The organism is Paenibacillus baimaensis (assembly GCF_025567575.1).
This window is the reverse complement of the sequence record NZ_JAOQIO010000103.1, coordinates 23,836-42,243: the sequence shown is the minus strand read 5'-3', so window position 1 is coordinate 42,243 and position 18,408 is coordinate 23,836. Positions and strand designations below refer to the sequence as shown.

At 48.1% G+C, this 18,408-nt stretch carries 19 protein-coding genes and 1 riboswitch; of the genes, 1 reads left to right on the top strand and 18 read right to left on the bottom strand.

Annotated features, from left to right (window positions below; all coding sequences use genetic code 11):
* Positions 1 to 21: 21 nt before the first annotated feature.
* Together OB236_RS29575 and OB236_RS29570 are read right to left on the bottom strand one after the other, a co-directional pair.
* Entirely contained in the window at positions 22 to 1,104 is a 1,083-nt protein-coding gene (locus OB236_RS29575; RefSeq protein ID WP_262687149.1) for a site-2 protease family protein, read from the bottom strand.
* A 37-nt stretch (positions 1,105 to 1,141) separates the two neighbouring features.
* The gene (locus OB236_RS29570; RefSeq protein WP_262687148.1) at positions 1,142 to 1,513 is read right to left on the bottom strand and encodes an arsenate reductase family protein; all 372 of its coding nucleotides are present in this window, start codon (positions 1,511 to 1,513) and stop codon (positions 1,142 to 1,144) included.
* A 439-nt stretch (positions 1,514 to 1,952) separates the two neighbouring features.
* Here OB236_RS29570 and OB236_RS29565 point away from each other — a divergent pair, with 439 nt between their 5' ends.
* A complete protein-coding gene (locus tag OB236_RS29565) occupies positions 1,953 to 2,336 on the top strand; it encodes a PilZ domain-containing protein (protein ID WP_076236362.1) in 384 nt (127 codons plus the stop codon).
* Here the strand turns inward: OB236_RS29565 and OB236_RS29560 are convergent.
* The 16 genes from OB236_RS29560 to OB236_RS29485 form a co-directional block, all read right to left on the bottom strand.
* Positions 2,333 to 3,346: an RluA family pseudouridine synthase gene (locus OB236_RS29560; RefSeq protein ID WP_262687147.1), complete on the bottom strand. Its 1,014-nt coding sequence runs from the start codon at positions 3,344 to 3,346 to the stop codon at positions 2,333 to 2,335. The two genes, OB236_RS29565 and OB236_RS29560, sit on opposite strands and share 4 nt — an antisense overlap.
* On the bottom strand, positions 3,343 to 3,909 hold the full coding sequence (locus OB236_RS29555) for a cob(I)yrinic acid a,c-diamide adenosyltransferase (protein WP_262687145.1): 567 nt from the start codon (positions 3,907 to 3,909) through the stop codon (positions 3,343 to 3,345). Before OB236_RS29555 ends, OB236_RS29560 begins: the two co-directional genes overlap by 4 nt.
* 78 nt (positions 3,910 to 3,987) lie before the next feature.
* Entirely contained in the window at positions 3,988 to 6,780 is a 2,793-nt protein-coding gene (locus tag OB236_RS29550; protein ID WP_262687143.1) for a cobyric acid synthase, read from the bottom strand.
* An 87-nt stretch (positions 6,781 to 6,867) separates the two neighbouring features.
* The gene (gene cobS, locus OB236_RS29545) at positions 6,868 to 7,725 is read right to left on the bottom strand and encodes an adenosylcobinamide-GDP ribazoletransferase (protein ID WP_262687142.1); all 858 of its coding nucleotides are present in this window, start codon (positions 7,723 to 7,725) and stop codon (positions 6,868 to 6,870) included.
* Positions 7,698 to 8,684: an adenosylcobinamide-phosphate synthase CbiB gene (gene cbiB, locus OB236_RS29540; RefSeq protein ID WP_262687140.1), complete on the bottom strand. Its 987-nt coding sequence runs from the start codon at positions 8,682 to 8,684 to the stop codon at positions 7,698 to 7,700. Before cbiB ends, cobS begins: the two co-directional genes overlap by 28 nt.
* A 30-nt stretch (positions 8,685 to 8,714) precedes the next feature.
* Positions 8,715 to 9,296, bottom strand: coding sequence for a bifunctional adenosylcobinamide kinase/adenosylcobinamide-phosphate guanylyltransferase (gene cobU / locus OB236_RS29535; protein WP_262687138.1), 582 nt, complete (start codon positions 9,294 to 9,296; stop codon positions 8,715 to 8,717).
* A 17-nt stretch (positions 9,297 to 9,313) separates the two neighbouring features.
* Positions 9,314 to 10,384: a nicotinate-nucleotide--dimethylbenzimidazole phosphoribosyltransferase gene (gene cobT, locus OB236_RS29530; protein ID WP_262687135.1), complete on the bottom strand. Its 1,071-nt coding sequence runs from the start codon at positions 10,382 to 10,384 to the stop codon at positions 9,314 to 9,316.
* Between the two features lie 2 nt (positions 10,385 to 10,386).
* Positions 10,387 to 11,217 carry an ABC transporter ATP-binding protein gene (locus tag OB236_RS29525; RefSeq protein WP_408638531.1) on the bottom strand — a complete coding sequence of 277 codons (831 nt, stop codon included), beginning with the start codon at positions 11,215 to 11,217 and terminating at the stop codon, positions 10,387 to 10,389.
* 41 nt (positions 11,218 to 11,258) lie between these two features.
* Positions 11,259 to 12,293 carry a FecCD family ABC transporter permease gene (locus OB236_RS29520; RefSeq protein WP_262687133.1) on the bottom strand — a complete coding sequence of 345 codons (1,035 nt, stop codon included), beginning with the start codon at positions 12,291 to 12,293 and terminating at the stop codon, positions 11,259 to 11,261.
* Positions 12,294 to 13,337: an ABC transporter substrate-binding protein gene (locus tag OB236_RS29515; RefSeq protein ID WP_408638530.1), complete on the bottom strand. Its 1,044-nt coding sequence runs from the start codon at positions 13,335 to 13,337 to the stop codon at positions 12,294 to 12,296.
* 155 nt (positions 13,338 to 13,492) lie between these two features.
* Positions 13,493 to 13,648, bottom strand: a riboswitch (cobalamin riboswitch).
* 3 nt (positions 13,649 to 13,651) lie between these two features.
* A complete protein-coding gene (locus tag OB236_RS29510) occupies positions 13,652 to 14,182 on the bottom strand; it encodes a hypothetical protein (RefSeq protein ID WP_076236371.1) in 531 nt (176 codons plus the stop codon).
* A 205-nt stretch (positions 14,183 to 14,387) separates the two neighbouring features.
* Positions 14,388 to 15,116 (bottom strand): DUF6081 family protein, encoded by a 729-nt coding sequence (locus tag OB236_RS29505; RefSeq protein ID WP_262687132.1) that lies wholly within the window; start codon positions 15,114 to 15,116, stop codon positions 14,388 to 14,390.
* 27 nt (positions 15,117 to 15,143) lie between these two features.
* Positions 15,144 to 16,064: a prenyltransferase gene (locus tag OB236_RS29500; RefSeq protein WP_262687130.1), complete on the bottom strand. Its 921-nt coding sequence runs from the start codon at positions 16,062 to 16,064 to the stop codon at positions 15,144 to 15,146.
* A 42-nt stretch (positions 16,065 to 16,106) separates the two neighbouring features.
* On the bottom strand, positions 16,107 to 16,373 hold the full coding sequence (locus tag OB236_RS29495; protein WP_262687128.1) for an aspartyl-phosphate phosphatase Spo0E family protein: 267 nt from the start codon (positions 16,371 to 16,373) through the stop codon (positions 16,107 to 16,109).
* Between the two features lie 104 nt (positions 16,374 to 16,477).
* Positions 16,478 to 17,677 carry an aminotransferase class I/II-fold pyridoxal phosphate-dependent enzyme gene (locus OB236_RS29490; RefSeq protein ID WP_076236375.1) on the bottom strand — a complete coding sequence of 400 codons (1,200 nt, stop codon included), beginning with the start codon at positions 17,675 to 17,677 and terminating at the stop codon, positions 16,478 to 16,480.
* A 13-nt stretch (positions 17,678 to 17,690) separates the two neighbouring features.
* Positions 17,691 to 18,182: an Lrp/AsnC family transcriptional regulator gene (locus tag OB236_RS29485; RefSeq protein ID WP_076236376.1), complete on the bottom strand. Its 492-nt coding sequence runs from the start codon at positions 18,180 to 18,182 to the stop codon at positions 17,691 to 17,693.
* Positions 18,183 to 18,408 lie beyond the last annotated feature (226 nt).

Here is an 18,408-nt window from a genome sequence, read left to right as displayed (position 1 = left end):
GCTTAAGTAACTCTTATAACCTTACAACCCTGATGAAGCGTGACTCAGCTTTTGCACGAACGTCATCATGCCATATAAAAATCCGGCAAGCGCCAGATAGGCGATTCCAAATTTCCAACGGGATGCTGTTGGCACTTCATAATATTTATCATTTTCAAATGGCTCGTAATCTACCTGAATATGAACCATCAAATAGAGACCATCCTCTTTCTTCAATCGTTCCAATCGAACTACGTGTGTGCGGCGGATCAAAGCTTGTCTTCCGAGCGCAATAGTTCCGTGAAAATTCAAGCCTTCCCAGTTGACCTCTACAAATTGCTGTCCTTCCAGATCCGAGTAGGTCAGGAATGGCAGCTCGCGCTTATGCTCCTCACCTGGAATCAGGTAGCCCTGCTCAATCAACGGCTCTGCCGGAATCAAAAAGCTCGCTGCAATAGCTCGAGGTTCACTGCCTGTTTTCCGATGCTTGACATATTTGTTATACAAATCGTAAGCGAACAGCGCCCAAATAATTAACAAAATAATATTAAAGTTGTAAATGATCAGCACAAGCCCCCCGATCAAACCAACCAGCCACAGCCATCTGGAGACAGCTGTTACAATTCTTCCTCCATCCAGCGGATGAATCGGGATTAAATTAAACAAATTGATCAGAAAGCCAGCCTGCGCCAGGCTATACAGGAATGGACTATTTAAATAATAGCCCAGGCCAAACACGACCAATGCCCCCACTGTACCCAGTACGGGTCCACCAATCCCCACATACGCTTCCGTAACCGCATCCCTCGGGTGGCGCTTCATGCTGATCATGGCCCCCAGGAACGGAATGAACATAGGCGCCGAAACGGGTAAACCTTTTTGCTTCGCAGCAATCACGTGCCCCATTTCATGCACAAAAATCAAGAGTACGAATCCGATAGCAAAGCTCCAGGGAAACAGCAATGCATAAGCACCAATGGAAATCAGCATGGATAAAAATGCGCCGCCGAACTTACCGACCTTTAATAATCCAATTAACCATTTGCCTTGCGCCAATATAAAAACCAACCCTGATCCGAGCAACCAGAAGGGATTTTTCTTATTTTTTTTCTTACGCTGCAACAACGGTCACGCTCCTCTATTACTTACTCTGGTGGCACTGTTATTTGCCCCATTCCTGTTCATATTGCTCTTCTTTATAACCGACGGTTACATGGGTGCCATCGGTGGCGATAGGCCGCTTGATCAAACGTCCATTGGAAGCCAGCAGGTCAATTTTTTGCTCATCTGTCATTTGCGACAGCTTATCCTTGAGACCTTGCTCTTTATAAACCTCGCCAGAGGTATTAAACCACTTTTTAATCTCAAGGCCGCTTTGTTCAATCATCTTTTTCAGCTGCTCTCGCTCAGGTGGGGTTTCGAACAAATCGATTTTCTCAACCTCCACACCTTTTTGCTGTAAGGATTTCAACGCATTCCGGCAAGTGCCACACTTAGGATAATGATATATAAGAACTTTTTTGGGAGCAGTCAAGCTGATCATCCTTCCATCTACTAGTGTTTATTATACAGGATTCATCTATCATATAAAAATTAATGTAAATTTAATCACTTTCTCATATAAGATTCATATCTATCCGTTATATTATAAACATCCCTTATCTTTATATATAGCGAATTGGACTTACAGCTTAAACCACTGTAGGTCTAATTTACTTTTAACAGCGCCATAGCCCTAATAAACAACCTACGTAATACGTAATCATGATAATTCCTATTGCTGTCAATCCTGCGTATAACAGGCTCTTATAAGAGTTCACCTGTCATCCCTCCCTGCATGCGACAAAACCCTTCAATAGCTCTCATTGCTTTCGACACGACCCTACATAACCTCTCATGGATATTGGACAGCCCCGATGATACAATTTGTATAGAATAGTATATAGAATTTGATACATATTGGAGGTCTATTCATGTTTACAAGTCGGAGAAAAGAACCCTTCCGTTATATTTTCACTAAACCTGTAGACTGTTCATTTGAAATTACGGAGATTAATGGTTCTGTCCTAACGAGCAAAATCGTATATGCCAAGCTGATAGATTTAAGCAGAAATGGCTGCAGAATCGAAAGTAAGCTAAATCTGAATTGCAAAGCCAATCGCATTAAAATACAGATCGGGTTTAACTTTACCGATAAGGATATCTCCGTCGTCGGTTATTTGAGATGGCAGCAATCTTCTCTAAGCTACCATAGCTACGGTGTGCTTTTCGAAAAAAACAGTGGCCTCAGCGCGACTATTATCGAGGAGTTGAAAGTTTATACTAAAGCTTCAAGTAACTCACCCAAGGTCAGTTAACCTTGCAGCTGTGCCATATAGCTCTCGATATCAAAGGGCAATGGGGCATGAAACTCAATCCACTGCTTGGTAGCAGGGTGGTTAAATCCAAGCTTAATGGCATGTAAGGCATGCCGTTCCAGGACAAGCATTGCATGTTTATCCGATATTGAAGGTTCATCGAGTGCTGCCCCTGTCAAAGAATCCTTTAGATCGGTTTCAACCAAGTCCGCAGCTGTCTGTTCGTTCAGCTCTGCCTGCTGCCTTTTATAGAGCTTATCGCCAACCAGCGGATGTCCAAGATGCTGCATATGCACGCGGATTTGATGGGTACGTCCGGTTTCCAGCCATAGACGCACCAGTGTCACTTCCTCGAAGCGCTGCTCCACTTTATAATGCGTTACCGCTGGATAACCGGACTCCGTCACGATTCGAATATGAGGCTGCTCAGGGTCTCGGTCAATAGGCGCGTTCACGGTACCCTCATCCTGCTCCATAACGCCGTACAGCAGCGCTACGTATTCCTTTTTCACCAGATTGGCTTTCATTTGCTCCGACACCTGCTGCTGCACAAACGGGTTTTTGGCTATAGCCAGTGTACCGGACGTCTCCTGATCCAAGCGATGAATCGGGCGAAAGCGGTAGCTCTTACCCTGCTGCTGCCAATAATGGACAACCCCGTTGGCCAGCGTGTTGACATAATGACCATGAGTTGGATGCACGATCATCCCAGCCGCTTTGTTGACGATCAATAGATGCTCATCCTCAAAAAGTATATCAAGCGGCAGCTCCTGCGGCAGGATGTCCTCGGACTCCTCCTGTTCCATGCGGACCTCAATCACATCTCCGGTATGAACGCGGACGCTGATGTATTCACGCTGCCCATTAAGTAAAATCCCCTGCTCGGTAAGCTTCAATCGGGACAACAGCTTGCGGGACACATACATTCGATTTTGCAAAATCGTTTTCAGATAAAAGCCGTCTTCTTCCACTGAAACCGTGTACGTTAAAGGCTCGTAATAGCTGCTCATTTGCGTCGAAACACGTTAGCGCTGCGCGCATATTCAATATCTTTCACATCGATGCGGCTGTTGGCCAAACGGGCAACGGTAAAAAAGAAATCGGATAAGCGGTTCAAATAACGGCGCACCTGCTCATTGATCGGTTGTGTGCGAGCCAGTGTCACGACACGGCGCTCAGCCCGGCGGCACACGGTCCGGCATACATGCAGCGTCGAAGAAGCAAGACTACCCCCTGGTAAAATAAACTTCGTAATATCCGGTGTTTCCGCGTCGTACTTATCAATCCATGCTTCCAGCCGGTCTACCATTTCAGCGGTTACCTTGTAAGGGCGAAGCTCCTGCTTGAGCAGTGCCAGATCCGAGCCGCAATCAAACAGCTCATGCTGTATTTCCAGCAAATCATTGAGCAAATCCTCAAATTTGTCCTTGTCCAGAAAACCCATCGCTTGCCCGACAAAGCATTTTAATTCATCCACAGTTCCGTACGCTTCCACACGCACATCATCCTTATCCACTCTGCCCCCAATAACTCCGGTCTGCCCGGCATCACCAGTTCGTGTATAAATTTTCATCGTTCAGCCTCCTCTATGAATAAGATCAATATCTTCTTCTTTTGAAACAAGTTCTATAACTTGTATAAGTGCATGTAATTAGCCTTGCGTATCTACGCCTATCATCTCATATAAACGTGCCATATCCAAATGACTTCTGACATGATCGGCCAGCCGATCGAACGCCGTTTCCCTGCGTGCTTGAAAAGCAAGCTCAATTCCTTTGGGCTCCCAGCCCTTACTGCTTCGCAGCTCATTCAGCCAGGCTCTGCGAAATGCATCATTATGCAGAATCCCATGTACATATGTCCCCCATACTTTGCCGTTGTCCGTAATCGCTCCATCCGGATGCGGTGCCAGTTCCCCCTGCTCTTCTTGAAGTTGAAAAGGATGCACGACCGGTCGCAAGAAACGTGTCTGTCCCATATGAATTTCATAGCCGCTTATCGTAAGCACCTCGTCCTCAGCAGCAAACAGGCGGGTCGTGCCAGAGGTACGGACTGTACGTTTGTCTGCTGCAAAAGTCGTCTCGAGCGGCAGTAGACCCATGCCCTCGGTCTCGGGACGGTCAGACTCGGAATGCAGCGGATCGAGCAGCCGTTCACCCAGCATTTGATACCCTGCGCATATGCCGACGATATGCCCGCCTTGCCGCGCGTGCTCAAGCAGTGCTTTTTCTAATCCGGTCTCTCTTAAAAAAAGCAGGTCATCGACCGTGTTTTTGCTGCCTGGAATCATTATCGCATCCGCAGCTCCAAGCTCCTGTGGTGAGCTAATATAACGCACCTGCACATCCTGCTCATAGAGAAGCGGGTCCACATCTGTAAAGTTGGACAAGCGTGGAAGCCTGATGACCGCAATATCAAGCTTCGGATGCTCTGTACCATCTGCATAACCATCGGTTTCTTTAGAGTGGCTTTGCAGCCCTCCGGCAGACAGCTTCCGATCCAGGGATGCAGAATCCTCATCCTCCAGCTCAAGATCCGGCAAAAAGGGAATTACGCCAAGCACCGGCTTGCCTGTGCGCGCCTCCAGCCAATCCAGGCCTGGCTTCAACAGCGTTACATCACCGCGGAACTTATTGATAATAAAGCCTTTCACACGATCTCGTTCCTCAGGTGTAAATATCTCCATCGTACCGAGCAGTGATGCAAAGACTCCACCCCTGTCTATATCCGCAACCAGCACAACAGGAGCATCTGCCCAGCCAGCCAGCCGCATGTTGACGATATCACGGTCCTTGAGATTAACCTCAGCAGGACTTCCGGCTCCTTCAATCACAACAACATCATAAGTCTCACGCAGCCGCTGCAAGGAATCCTTGACGATCAGCTCCGCTTCCGGCAAATACTTTTCCCGATACGTTCGTGCATCAAAGTCACGGTAAGGTTTGCCGTGAACTACGACCTGAGCGACCATATCTTTTTTCGGTTTGAGCAAAATCGGGTTCATATCGGTTGTTGCCGCAATCCGGCAGGCATCCGCTTGCATCCCCTGTGCGCGTCCAATTTCCTTGCCATCCAATGTGACATATGAATTGAGCGACATGTTTTGCGATTTAAATGGAGCAACCAGGTAACCGTCCTGCAGAAAAATACGGCAAAAGGCGGTCGTAATCAGACTTTTACCCGCATCTGAGGAAGTCCCTTGAACCATCAGCGTCGGTGCCTGCTGCAGCTTCAGCGGAAGTCCGGCTGCTTCTCTTGGCATTTTCAAGATATGTGCTTTTGCTTCATTGCTTGGCGTATGCACGATATCACCTTGGTCAACAGCATCGGACTTTATCCAATTACGTTCCATTATCGACTGCTGTGCTGCCAACGCTTCAAGTGAATCCCGCAGCGCTGCGATCAATCGCTCATTGTGCTCTCGCAAACGAATAGCGACACGCACATAAGTCTTATCCAACCCGTTGAACCGGGATGCATCCCTTATTAATATGCCGCGCTGTCCCATTTCCTGCTGCAGTTCCTTCGCCTTCAACCCAAGATCACTCAGCGAAAATAAAATATAATTCGTATCGCTCCGCGTTACCTGGAGACCCAGCTGCTGCAGCTGACCGACCATCCATGGACGTTCTTTGGCTAACCAGCTATGCGTGCTTTGTTCATAATCGTGATCCTTCATCACACCGATGCCAACAAGCTGAGCGAGCATGTTGACACTCCACTGCACCTGCAGCCGCTGCAGCCGGCGAATTTGCTCCGGTTGCGCCACAATAAAGCCGAGCCGCAATCCTGGGATGGAATAAAACTTCGTCATCGAGCGGATGACCATCAGATGACTGGATTGTGCTGCAATTCGTATCATGGTCAATTGCTCTTCCTCAGGGCAAAAATCGATAAATGCCTCGTCGAGAATGACCGGCTTACCGGGCTTCGCTAAGCATGCTCTCACCTGATCAGATAACAGCCTTCCTGTCGGATTATTAGGAGACCCCAGAAACAACAAATCCGAAGCGGCACGCGCATACTCTGCATCGGACAGCTGCAGCTCAAAATCGTTATGTGCATGCAGAGGTACATTCAAAATGCGGCCGCCGATCTTTTCCACAGCTTCCTCATACTCCGAGAATGAAGGTCTTGCTACTGCCATCACGGCAGGCTGAAGCACTCTTACAGCCAGATCAATCAGCTCGGCCGCCCCATTACCTACAAGGATCGACTCGACGGGTATCTTATATCTCTCGGCCAGCTTGCCGCGCAGTTCCCTTACAGCCGGATCAGGGTATGCAGCCATATCGCGCCAATGATCCCGCAGAATCTGCTCCACGACAGCAGGTGGACCCAACGGGTTCATATTCGAGCTGTAATCAAGAAATTGATCCTTGGTTTTGCTGAAAGTTTCTGCTGCCGTCCATAAATCGCCACCATGACCATACTTTTCTAACATGATGCCATCCTCCCAATCCTGATACATACAATCGGTTTACTTTCGCATTAACGGACATTCTTTCCTTTTAGCCTGAGCATGCTTCTGTTAACGAACAACCAGATAGATGATCAGCAGCAGTGCTGTTTCCACAATTTCATTCATTGCACCATAGGTATCTCCAGTCAGCCCACCAAGCTTACGGTTTAAGTACATACTCGTGCCTACACCGATCAGCAGTGTGCTCAGCAGCGCCACACCCGTTGCCATAAGCGCCTGACTAGAGATCCATTCACCTTCATGCCAGCCAGCGAGCAGAAGGGACAAAGCTATAGCCAAAGCCGTATGTATCGATAAGTGCTTCCAACCAATTCCGCGAAAAAAAGAACCCAATCCCTGTTTCGTTTCCTCATTCCTTGCGTATGGCCAACAAGCAATCGCCACCACCATATACCAGCGGCTCCAAAGAGCGGAGAGTGGCAGCAAATAAGCAAAGGTTCCAACGGGAAGCGTCAGCCACTGCTGAAGCAGCGTCCACTTGCAGAGCAGCAGCAGCATACAGCCAACCACGCCCATGGCGCCGACTCGACTGTCCTTCATAATTTCCAGCATCTGCTCGCGTGAACGATGGCTGAAGATGCCATCTGCAGTATCCATCAGCCCATCCAAATGAAGGGCTCCTGTCATGGCCACCCATAATACGAGCAGGAGTGCGGCAACAACACCGCTGGACCCAATACCGCCCGATAACCATCCGTCAGGCAGTCCATAACCTTGCAGCAGCAATCCCGCCAAACTGAGCAGCAGTCCAAGAACCGCACCTACAAGCGGATAAAAGATCACACTTCTGCGAAATAAAGCATTGTCATATTGCAGCTGAATCGGAACCGGGAGTCTAGTCAAAAATTGAAAGGCTGCTGCACAGGCCGCCAGCACCTTTACCACCAAGCCCAGCATAGTGCGCATATCAACCCTCCCGCAATCAAATAACTAACTACATATAACAATTGGATTGTATGAATAATATCGGATCGACCTCGTTCACGCAGCGGCCAGCCCATCCGAGCCCGCTCACTTGTCCTCCCATGATAGACGTTCACGCCTCCAAGCTCGATACCGAGTGCACCCGCCACTGCCGATTCAGGAATTCCGCTGTTGGGACTTGGATGCAGTCTCGCAAAATGTACGATCGATCGGGCTGCCCTAACAGCGGAGCAGCCTCTTTGGACAGCTGCGGCCATTACCAGCAAGCAGCCGGTGACACGAGCAGGCAGCCAGTTCATCACATCATCCCATCTCGCCGATGCCCAGCCGAAATACAGATATTTATCGTTTCGATAACCAACCATCGAATCTAGCGTGTTTGCGGCACGATACAGCATCGCCAAAGGCGCACCGCCCAGTAGGGCAAAAAACAACGGGGAAACAACAGCATCAACGATATTTTCCGCTACAGTCTCAACCGTTGCTCTCGTAATCTCAGGTTCGTCCAGCTCAGAGGTATTTCTACCAACGATATAACCGACGTACTTTCTTGCTTCCTCCATCTGATCAAGCTGGAGAGGACGATACACCTGCATAGCCGCATCTTTGAGACCTTTAATTGCAATCGTTGTCGAAATGAACCAGACATTCACCGCGTAACCGAGCCATGGATGAATCCAACGTGCCACAAGCAGCAGCATATACATCACGAGAAATGTAAACATAAGCGTCGAGACCAGCAGTACAATCCCCTTCAGCCGTTGTGCCTGCCTGGATACAGCCGTGGCATTCTCCCGATGCAGCTTCGATTCCAGCCAGCTGATCCACTGTCCTATGCGAATCACAGGATGTGTTGGCCAACGTGGATCTCCAATCAACCAATCAATCATAATGGCAGCCAATAGCATGATCGCCGTTTCCTGCCAAGAATACAACAACACCTATGTCCACCTGCCATCTCCTGTTTGATGCTACAAGTTGTAGCGTAAGCTTGTCAGCTCCACCGGAATCCCGGACGTAACCAGAAACACCTGATCTGCCTCGTTGGCCAACAATCGGTTCATCGTACCGGACAGGTCCCGGAATTGCCTACCCAGCTTGTACTCTGGAACGAGACCATAGCCCACTTCATTCGTAACAAGAATCAAATGTTTTCCTTGGCTGGCAACGGATTGACAAACAGCAACCAATTCATCCAGCTTTGCTCGCAAAAGCTGCTCCATATCTGGCATATGCTCGACCTTCAACAGCCAGTTACTTAGCCATAAGGTCAGGCAGTCAACCAAAATAACAGCTTCATCGGTTTCCTTTTTTACATTCTTGTTCTTGAATGACTGCAAGGCTTCTGTCAGAAGCAGAGGTTCTTCTAAAGTCGTCCATTCAAAACCCGTTTCTTCTCGCTGCTGACGGTGCAGCCCAATTCTCTCCTTCATTTCATCGTCATAAGCTTGTGCTGTAGCGATGTATAGTCCCCGGTCACCAAGCTTAGCGGTATAGGCCTCGGCAAAAGAGCTTTTGCCGCTGCGCGCGCCACCTGTCACCAATACGAGCATGGAAGCCCCTCCAGTTGTTAAGAGTCTGTTTGATTATCCGTTTGTGAAACACCAGCACTTGCGAATGTAGCCATTTCCATCATAATCTTGAGTGCTGCTTCTATAATCGGGAATGCCAGCACAGCTCCTGTACCTTCACCAAGCCTCATATCCATATGCAGCATTGGAGACAATCCGATGGCTTTCAGCAAGCGTTCATGCCCTTTCTCCTGCGACTGATGGGAAGCAATCATATAAGAAACGCTTAGCGGCGCAATTCGACTTGCTACAAGTGCCGCAGCTGAGGAAATAAAACCATCTATCACAATCGGACAACGATGCAATGCCGCACCAAGAATTACCCCGGTTAGCCCTGCGATTTCCAGCCCTCCCAGCTTGGCAAGAACGTCCAGAGCATTATCCTTATCCGGCTGATTGAGCTCGATGGCGCGCGCAATAACAGCTTGCTTATGCTGCAATCGCTCATCGTCGATACCCGTCCCGCGTCCTACCGTGTGCTTAATCTCTTCCTCCGTTAATACAGCTAATATTGCAGAGCTTGCAGTCGTGTTACCGATACCCATCTCGCCAGTTGCAAACAACGTATATCCCTGTGCTGCCAGCTCTTCAACCAGTTGAATACCGACCTGGATTGCTTGGTGCGCTTCCTGCTCTGTCATCGCAGGCCCTTTGGCCATATTGGCAGTTCCAAAGCGCACCTTGCGTGAATACAGCAAAGGATGCTCCAATGGAGCATTCACTCCGATATCAACACAGACCACATCGGCATTGGCATGACGAGCCAATACATTCACAGCAGCCCCACCGCTGCAGAAATTCAGTACCATTTGCTGAGTAACCTCGGATGGAAATGCGCTAATTCCCTCCTCACACACGCCATGGTCGGCTGCCATGACAATGACTGCCTTTTTACCGATCTTTGGAACCGTTATCCCTGTAATACCTGCCAGCTGCTTGGCTATCTCCTCAAGCTTGCCGAGACTTCCCGGCGGTTTCGTTAACTGATCCAAATGATCCGAAGCAGCTTGAACAGCATCCAAATTTATCGGTTGAATAGCTGAAATCATCGTTTCCAGCGATGTAGGCATCCTCAATCTTCCCCTTTTATACGGCTATTTTTTCTGTCTGCATGAAGCAAAATTTGTGGAACCTCATATACCGGGTGCTCCAGCACAATAGGACGGGTATGGTACACCGGCTCCAATAGCTCGCTATGTATGACTTCCCTGGGCCGACCGATGGTTACGATCCTGCCAGCCTCCATGAGCAGCAGCCTGTCGCAATATTGTGCTGCCAGATTCAAATCATGGAGTACAGCAATAACAGTTAGCGGCTCTTTCTGCTGCCAGTCGCGAATCCACTCCATCATCTGCAGCTGATAGCCAATATCCAGATAAGTCGTTGGCTCATCCAACAACAGCAAACGTGGCTGCTGCGCCATCAGCTTGCCAAGCGCAACACGCTGCCGTTCCCCTCCACTTAATCGGTCCACTGTACGATCTGCCAGCACTTCAAGCTGCAGCCGCTGCAGGATATGTTCAATCAGTGGTTCAACATCTGCAGCCGATTCATCACCCAACCAATTCTGAAAGGGATAGCGGCCCATGGCAACCATCTCCCGCACCGTGAAACCAAGCGGAGGCAGCGAGTCCTGCTCCAGCACAGCCATCCATTGCGCCAACTGCTTTCGAGGATACGAATGAGCTATTCGGCCTTCCAGCAGTACACGACCAGTATCTGGCTTGTCTATACCGGATAACAGCTTTAACAGCGATGATTTACCGCTGCCATTCGGGCCGATAATACCGAAGCATTCTCCAGGCTTTACGGTGAAGCTGACCTGCTCCAACACAGTTTGCGTTCTATATGCTTTACTGACATTATCCACTTGAATGATCGCCATTTCGCCAATTTCAGGCATTGAATTCACCCCATCTCACTGGCCTTCTACACCATATTTTTCTATCGCGCTCGTCGCCTGCTTTTGCGCAGCAAATAAACAAAAAACGGCGCACCGAGAAATGCGGTCACCACGCCAAGTGGAATTTCCGTGGGACTTAGCAGCATCCTGCCCAGCGTATCGGCACTCAGCACATAGAGGGCGCCTCCAATCAATGATAGCGGCAGCAGCAGCCGATAATCCGGTCCAACCAACAGACGCAGCAAATGGGGGACAATCAATCCAACAAACGCAACGACGCCCGATACAGATACAGCAGCTGCGGTTACCAAGGTAGCTGCGATCAATACCGTCAGCTTGGTGCGTTCGACGTTAACCCCCATATGCGCGGCTTGGGCTTCTCCCAGGGAGAGTAGATTCATCGCGCGTCCAAACAACAGCAGCAGCAAAGCACCAAGCACCAAATACGGCAGTAAAATCAAAGAATAGGACCAACCCCGCAGTGTCAAGCTGCCCATCAGCCAGAACACGATCTCGTTGACAACCTGCTTCGACATCGACACCATCAAGGCTACAAAAGCACCCAAAAACGCTTGCATCACAACACCGGATAAAATAACAGTTTCGATCTGCAGCTTCCCGTCCATACGGGCTAGCAGCAGTACCGTCAAGAGCGACGCCATGCCTGTGCCGAATGCTACGGCTGGTATCGTCCAAATGCCCAATAAAGAAAACTGAAGTCCGAATAAGATCAGGAAGGAAGCACCCACAGCGGCCCCCGAGGAAACACCTAACGTATATGGATCAGCCAGTGGGTTGCGCAGCACCCCTTGGAAAGCCGCACCAGCAACTCCAAGCGAAGCACCTACCAATACACCAAGCACCACCCTCGGAAACCGTACCCGCCAAACGATCTGCTCAGAGGAAGCTTCCCAATTCACCGATATATGGTCGCCTATCCATGGAAGCTGGTGAGCCACGATCCCCCAAACCTGCAGTAGAGGGAGCTGGACCGTCCCAATCGATAAGGATAGCGTAATGGCAAGAAGAAGGAGCAGCATGCCTGCCCCTCCCCAAATCAACAGCTTTTGCTTCATTTATTTCACCAATTCCGGGTATATGCCCTTGGCAATATCAACAAGACCTTGTGTGATCCGTGGCCCCGGACGACTGATCCAGTCTTTGTCGACACCCACGATCCGATTGTTTTTCACGGCATCGATTTTTTCCCAGCCGCTGCGTTCTTTAATAATTTGATCTAAAGTTTTTTTGGATTTGTCGTCGATCAAATTGCTCGGGTACAAAATAATCTGCGGATTGGCGGCGATCACCTTTTCTTCATTCAGCTGCGAATAGCCGGCCATTTCTCCATAAATATTGATACCCCCGGATAACGTAATCAGCTCGTCCATGAATTCGCCTTTACCAACTGTCCAGCCTGGTGAGAATTCAAGCAATACGCGTTTTTTCTGCTCCGGTTGCAGGTTCTTGACGGCATCCGTCACCTTTTGGCGATCTGCCTTCATCTCGGCAACCAGCTTCTCCGCCTGTTCCTGCTTATTGAAAATTTGACCGAACACCAGCGTATTATTCAACACATCGTCGACAGTTTTCGGATCTACCTTGAACACATTCAATTTCAGCGAACGCAGCTGCTCCACGGCTGGTATTTTCATCGACACGCCTGTAACAATCAGATCCGCATTCGATGCCAGCAGCGCTTCCTCATTAGGCTTGACGATGCTGCCCATCTTCGGCTTCTTCAAAGCCTCTGCCGGATAATCGCAAAAATCCGATACTCCATAAACCTGCTCACCCAAGCCGAGCGCGAACAGCGTCTCCGTCTCACTTGGAGAAATCGATACCAGTCTGGCAGGCGCTTTGTCAAAAATAAATTCCTTCCCTGTCGCGTCCTTCACTTTGAGCGGATAGACTGTCGCTTTAGCAGCTGGGGCTGCTGCTGTCTCCCCATTAGGCAAACCCTGGCCAGTACCCGTCTTCGGTGGTTCAACAAGCTCTCCCTTGCCTGGTGATACGCTTAAGTTCCCGCAGCCTGCTATGATCAGCAGCACAATCATACCAATCAGCACAACCAGCTTCGAACCGTAGCGCTGCATCTTGCTTATATTCCCTAGCTTCATCTTAAAGCTCCTTCCTCGCTTCCCCCAACAAAAGAAAAACCTCTCGCTTCTTTTCACAAAGAAACAAGAGGGGCATGCGCTAAATAAACGATTACACCAAGCTCGAAGAGCCTGCGATCATTCAAACGCGACGCTCCTTTTTCCTCGAAAGGGACAGTCTTTGCAGTGAACAGGCAGGTTTCCTGACTTGAGAGTTTGTAACCGATTGACGATTTCTCCTTTACAGTGGCGGGACCGCGCCGGATTTGCACCAGCTTCCCTTTTAACCCGATAAGCGACAGCTTACAGGCACCTGTTCAAACTTTATTAAGTTGTTATTTTTGGGCAATTACTTTTAAAACCTGCATGACCAAATCCTGCTTCTTCGCATTAGCCGGTACAAACGCAATCAGATCTTTACCATTGAGCTTTAAATCTGTCAACCACTTCGTTTGTTCCAGAGGTATACCATAGAGATGCTTCTCGACGCCTCCGGATTTTCCATCCACGGGGATCTCCATCACACCATCAGGGAAATCCTCGGCTTTGGCTACCGCATCCAGACTGACATAACCGCCCTGCTGACCGAGCGCCTTGAACTGCTCCTTAGGTACGACAATGATTCCGTTATCGCCAGCGGCAATTTCAACGATCAGCTTTTCCATGGAAAAAATAGGCGTTGTTTGTATTTTAACCGTTGGTGCTTGTCCAAGCTTTTCTACCAGACTAGCCTCCAGCTTATCGCCCACTTCACTTGGGATGCCACTGCTCGACATCATAAATATCGGCACATCCGCCTTCGGCCCCCCACAGCCTGTCAAAATCAGCAATAAAATCAACCCTAAACATGCAAATTTCGCCTTCATCTGTCTCTCCTCCCAGACCAACCAACCAGCCGTCCGTACTGAAATCTCACCTCACATCTTATCACAAAAGCCATCATTCCACAAAAACTAATGCGTATGACAAACACCCTCCAAGCCGTTCAGGCTCAAAGGGTTATCTCGAATCCAACCTCATACACAAACACATCATTACAATACTTCGGCAACTTCAGGAAAGCAGCAGCCTTTAATCCTGATACGTCACTTTAATTGGCGTCCACTCGGCAATAACCGTCTGGCCATGGACCGATACGCTGCCCTCAGGGGTCAAATCCTTTTCCGTCATAATTCCAAGCGCAACCGTGAATTGATTCAACTTGATTGGCACCTGCCGTTCTCGCCGAACTTCGACACCATTAACCGCAAAAATAACCTCGTCATTTCCACGATGATACGTAATTCGATACGTATTGAACTCTCGCGGCTGAAAATCCGTCTCTTCCTTGAAAATACAAAAGAATCTGGTTTTGTCCGACTCAGGAACCTCGACGCCAGGAAAAGGAAGAATTCCATAGACGCTAGCATAAGTATCATTTCCCACAAAAAAATCAAGCGCTGCGCCTGTAGTAAAATCCAGCAAATTCAGTGAAACAAAACCATCATACAAATCGTGGGCCGCTGTCCCCGTTGTTCTCGAACGGATTTGCAGCTCAAAGCTGACCTCGCCTGCTTCCGGCACCTGAACAGCATCCACTGAATAATACATATGCTTCGCATTGTCCAGGAACTGCACATGATCATGCTTGCGGCTGAGCGGTGCTCGTACATATAAAATTCCATTACGAACGATAACTACAGCGTTTGGCTCCCGATAATTCCAGAAGGAACCGTCCTGCAGCGGAAATCCGCCAATTTTCCAGACATCCTTGCCAGACAAAATGTTATGAAAATCTCCTAATATGTGCTCTCTGCTCATCCAAGCCGCCTCTTTCTCTGGTTGAATTTACTGAAAAATCCCATGTGCCAGCAGCGTCAGAATCATGATCGACCCACAGCGGACTGTAACACGTAGTGAAGCTCCCATCAAGGGCAGGTAAGCGACCGAAGGATTCTCTGACTTCAGCATACCATATACCTTGTATATAGGAATAACAGTAACCAAAGCAATCAATGAATAATAAGGCAGCACGTTGAAAATGACACACACCAATAACGAAAGGAATGCCAGAAATAGCAGGAAACGTGAAAACTGAATAGCTCTTTGTTCACCCCATACCACGACTAAAGTATGTTTACCCGCTTGTTTATCCGATTGCCAATGCAAAAAATGATGATTAAACAAAATCAATGTGGTTAACAGGCCGATCGGCAGCGATAATAGCAGTGCGCGATAATCAAGCTCCATCGTCTGAACAAAGTAGCTGCCCATAATCGGTAAAATCCCGAAGGACAACAAAATAGCCAGTTCACTGTAGCCTTTACCTCTATAGCCAAACTTGAGCGGTGGTGCCACATAGAAATAAGCAATCAAGCCTCCCAGACCGCCGAAGATCAATACCCACCAGCCTGCATACAACCCAAGCACCAAACCGCATATCAGGGCAACAGAGAATAAGGACCAGGTTAAGAAAGCAAAGGTTTTCTCCGATAACGTGCCATTTGCCAAAAATCCCGAATTTGTGGAGATCGTACCCGAGTTTATTGCTGCAGCAACATCGACACCGTTCCGATAGTCCCATAAATCGTTAATCATATTGGAAAATAGATGGGCAGCTCCGGCGCCAATTAAGGTTATAACAAAAAGCAGCGGATGAAATATACCCTTCCACGCATATGCCCCTAAAGCACCTAGAATAATCGGAATCATCATAACAGGAATGACTTGGAATCTGGATGCCTTCATAAATAATTTCAGTTTGTCCATTTCATCAATTCCTTTCTATTACAAGATAAAAAGAACCGAATGCTATCGGTCCTTTTTGTTCTGGTTCATATACTGATTAATTTTTTCGTCAAGAATCGTACTGAAAGCAACAACCTCAGGAGATGACATGCTTTTCCTTAGAATAACCAGGATCTCCAACTGTTGACGTAAGCTGCTAATTTCTTCTTCTAACGTCAATAAATCAGAGCCATGCTTCTTGGTCTTTAATAACCACTTTGGTCGCTGATCTTTTTCCCGTATCCAACCGATGTGGAAATATTGCCCAAGCTGATACTCTGGAAAAGCCACGTCAATTCCTCCCTCCTTAGCATCTCTCAAAAACTACTATACTATAAAGATAACAGCTTTTGAGATGGAAGGAAACGGGCTTATTTTGTCATTTTTTGACGAAACTATAATTTTCTAACAAAATTACCTATACGATCAATAGCTTCGATCAGTTGATTTACCGAATAGGCATAGGAACAACGTATAAAGCCTTCTCCACCCAGCCCGAATACGTCACCGGGAACTACCGCAACCTTGGCCTCATGCAGCAATCTTTGGGCAAATTCGTCCGAACTTAGGCCTGTAGAACTGATGGAAGGAAAGGCATAAAATGCACCTTGAGGCTCATGACACTGCACCCCGATTTCCCGAAAGCTATGAACGACCAAACGCCGTCTTTGATTATACGATTCTACCATCCGATCCTTTTCTTCCATACCATTGCGCAGTGCTTCAAGTGCAGCTACCTGGCCCATTGCTGGAGCGCACATGACGGTATACTGATGGATCTTAAGCATAGCCTTGATGATATCGGAATGGCCACAAGCATAGCCCATACGCCAGCCCGTCATGGCAAAAGCTTTTGAAAATCCGCTAACCAGAATCGTCCGGTCCCGCATCCCTGGCAGGGAGGCAAAGCTCACGTGATTTTGTTCGAAGGTCAGCTCAGCATAAATTTCGTCGGATATGACGATCAAGTCATGCTCTTCAGCGATTTTGGCAATCGGCACCCAATCCTCATAGCTCATGATGCCGCCAGTCGGGTTGCTGGGATAGCTAACAATCAAAATTTTGGTTTTGGGCGTAATGCGAGCTTTTACCGCTTCCGGCTTTAATTTAAAATCATCTTTGGCAAAGGTTTCAATACCTATCGGGACGCCTCCGCTGATCCGTACGATCGGTGAATAGGAAATATAGCTCGGCTCGGCAATCAGGATTTCATCACCTGGAACAACCAAAGCCCGAAGCGCTAAGTCGATAGCCTCACTGCCACCAACCGTCACCAGCACCTCGTCGCTTGGCTCATAGGGTACCTGAAAGGAATCGTATAAATACTCGGAGATAGCTTCTCTTAATTCATATAAACCAGCGTTCGGCGTATACTTCGTATTTCCCCGCTCCAGAGAATACACAGCAGCTTCTCTTATATGCCACGGTGTACTAAAATCGGGCTCGCCGACACCCAGTGAAATAATATCTTTGCTAGCGCTAACCAAATCAAAAAACTTCCGGATACCAGAAGGCGGAATATCCCGCACCAATGGAGCCAAATACCCTGACATGGATTTTACGGAAGTTGAAGGTATTTCATTATTCTTAATCATAGCTCATCGTCCTTCACGGGGAGATTAGCAGGCGGGGGTCCTCTTCCTTATCTTCGAAGATGATGCCGTCCTGTTTGTATTTTTTTAATATAAAATGGGTTTTGGTTGATAATACACGATCAATCGGCGAGAGCTTATTGGAAACGAATGATGCCACTTCCTTCAGCGTCTTACCTTCAATTTCAACAAGCAGATCATAGGCGCCAGACATCAAATAAACGGACTTCACTTCTGGATATAAATAAATACGTTCCGCAATCGCATCAAAGCCGCGGCCACGTTCCGGAGTAATTTGCACTTCAATTAAAGCTGTTACTTTATCGTCATCTACCTTGGACCAATTCACGACTGTCGCGTACTTCACGATGACATTCGCTTCCTCCAGCTCACGAATGGCTACGGAAACTTCCGCCTCCGAGGCTCCGAGCATAGTCGCTATTAAGGCAGATGACCTTCTCGCGTCTTCCTTCAACAGTTCGATAATGCGAATTTTAAATTGCTCCATTGTCGGTGACCCTCCTAATAGTTTTCACAAGAAAACTTACTTCGTAAGCTTCCACTTAGTTTTGCGAAGCAAAACTGACTTCGCAAGCATAAACCTAGTTTTCAGAAAAAACTCACTTCGTAAGCTTAAAAAAACTTATTCCTTCATTTTACACCCAACAGCAACTTTTTTGCAAAACAAAATTAACCGGGCTTGGCTCATAGCAAAAAGCCCCAAAGGCTGCCGC

Coding starts and splice junctions, on each gene's coding strand:
- OB236_RS29565 (WP_076236362.1), top strand. CDS start 1,953: ATGTTTACAAGTCGGAGAAAAGAACCCTTCCGTTATATTTTCACTAAA.
- OB236_RS29560 (WP_262687147.1), bottom strand. CDS start 3,346: ATGAGCAGCTATTACGAGCCTTTAACGTACACGGTTTCAGTGGAAGAA.
- OB236_RS29555 (WP_262687145.1), bottom strand. CDS start 3,909: ATGAAAATTTATACACGAACTGGTGATGCCGGGCAGACCGGAGTTATT.
- OB236_RS29550 (WP_262687143.1), bottom strand. CDS start 6,780: ATGTTAGAAAAGTATGGTCATGGTGGCGATTTATGGACGGCAGCAGAA.
- cobS (WP_262687142.1), bottom strand. CDS start 7,725: ATGCGCACTATGCTGGGCTTGGTGGTAAAGGTGCTGGCGGCCTGTGCA.
- cobU (WP_262687138.1), bottom strand. CDS start 9,296: ATGCTCGTATTGGTGACAGGTGGCGCGCGCAGCGGCAAAAGCTCTTTT.
- cobT (WP_262687135.1), bottom strand. CDS start 10,384: ATGCCTACATCGCTGGAAACGATGATTTCAGCTATTCAACCGATAAAT.
- OB236_RS29525 (WP_408638531.1), bottom strand. CDS start 11,217: ATGCCTGAAATTGGCGAAATGGCGATCATTCAAGTGGATAATGTCAGT.
- OB236_RS29520 (WP_262687133.1), bottom strand. CDS start 12,293: ATGAAGCAAAAGCTGTTGATTTGGGGAGGGGCAGGCATGCTGCTCCTT.
- OB236_RS29515 (WP_408638530.1), bottom strand. CDS start 13,337: ATGAAGCTAGGGAATATAAGCAAGATGCAGCGCTACGGTTCGAAGCTG.
- OB236_RS29510 (WP_076236371.1), bottom strand. CDS start 14,182: ATGAAGGCGAAATTTGCATGTTTAGGGTTGATTTTATTGCTGATTTTG.
- OB236_RS29505 (WP_262687132.1), bottom strand. CDS start 15,116: ATGAGCAGAGAGCACATATTAGGAGATTTTCATAACATTTTGTCTGGC.
- OB236_RS29500 (WP_262687130.1), bottom strand. CDS start 16,064: ATGGACAAACTGAAATTATTTATGAAGGCATCCAGATTCCAAGTCATT.
- OB236_RS29490 (WP_076236375.1), bottom strand. CDS start 17,677: ATGATTAAGAATAATGAAATACCTTCAACTTCCGTAAAATCCATGTCA.
- OB236_RS29485 (WP_076236376.1), bottom strand. CDS start 18,182: ATGGAGCAATTTAAAATTCGCATTATCGAACTGTTGAAGGAAGACGCG.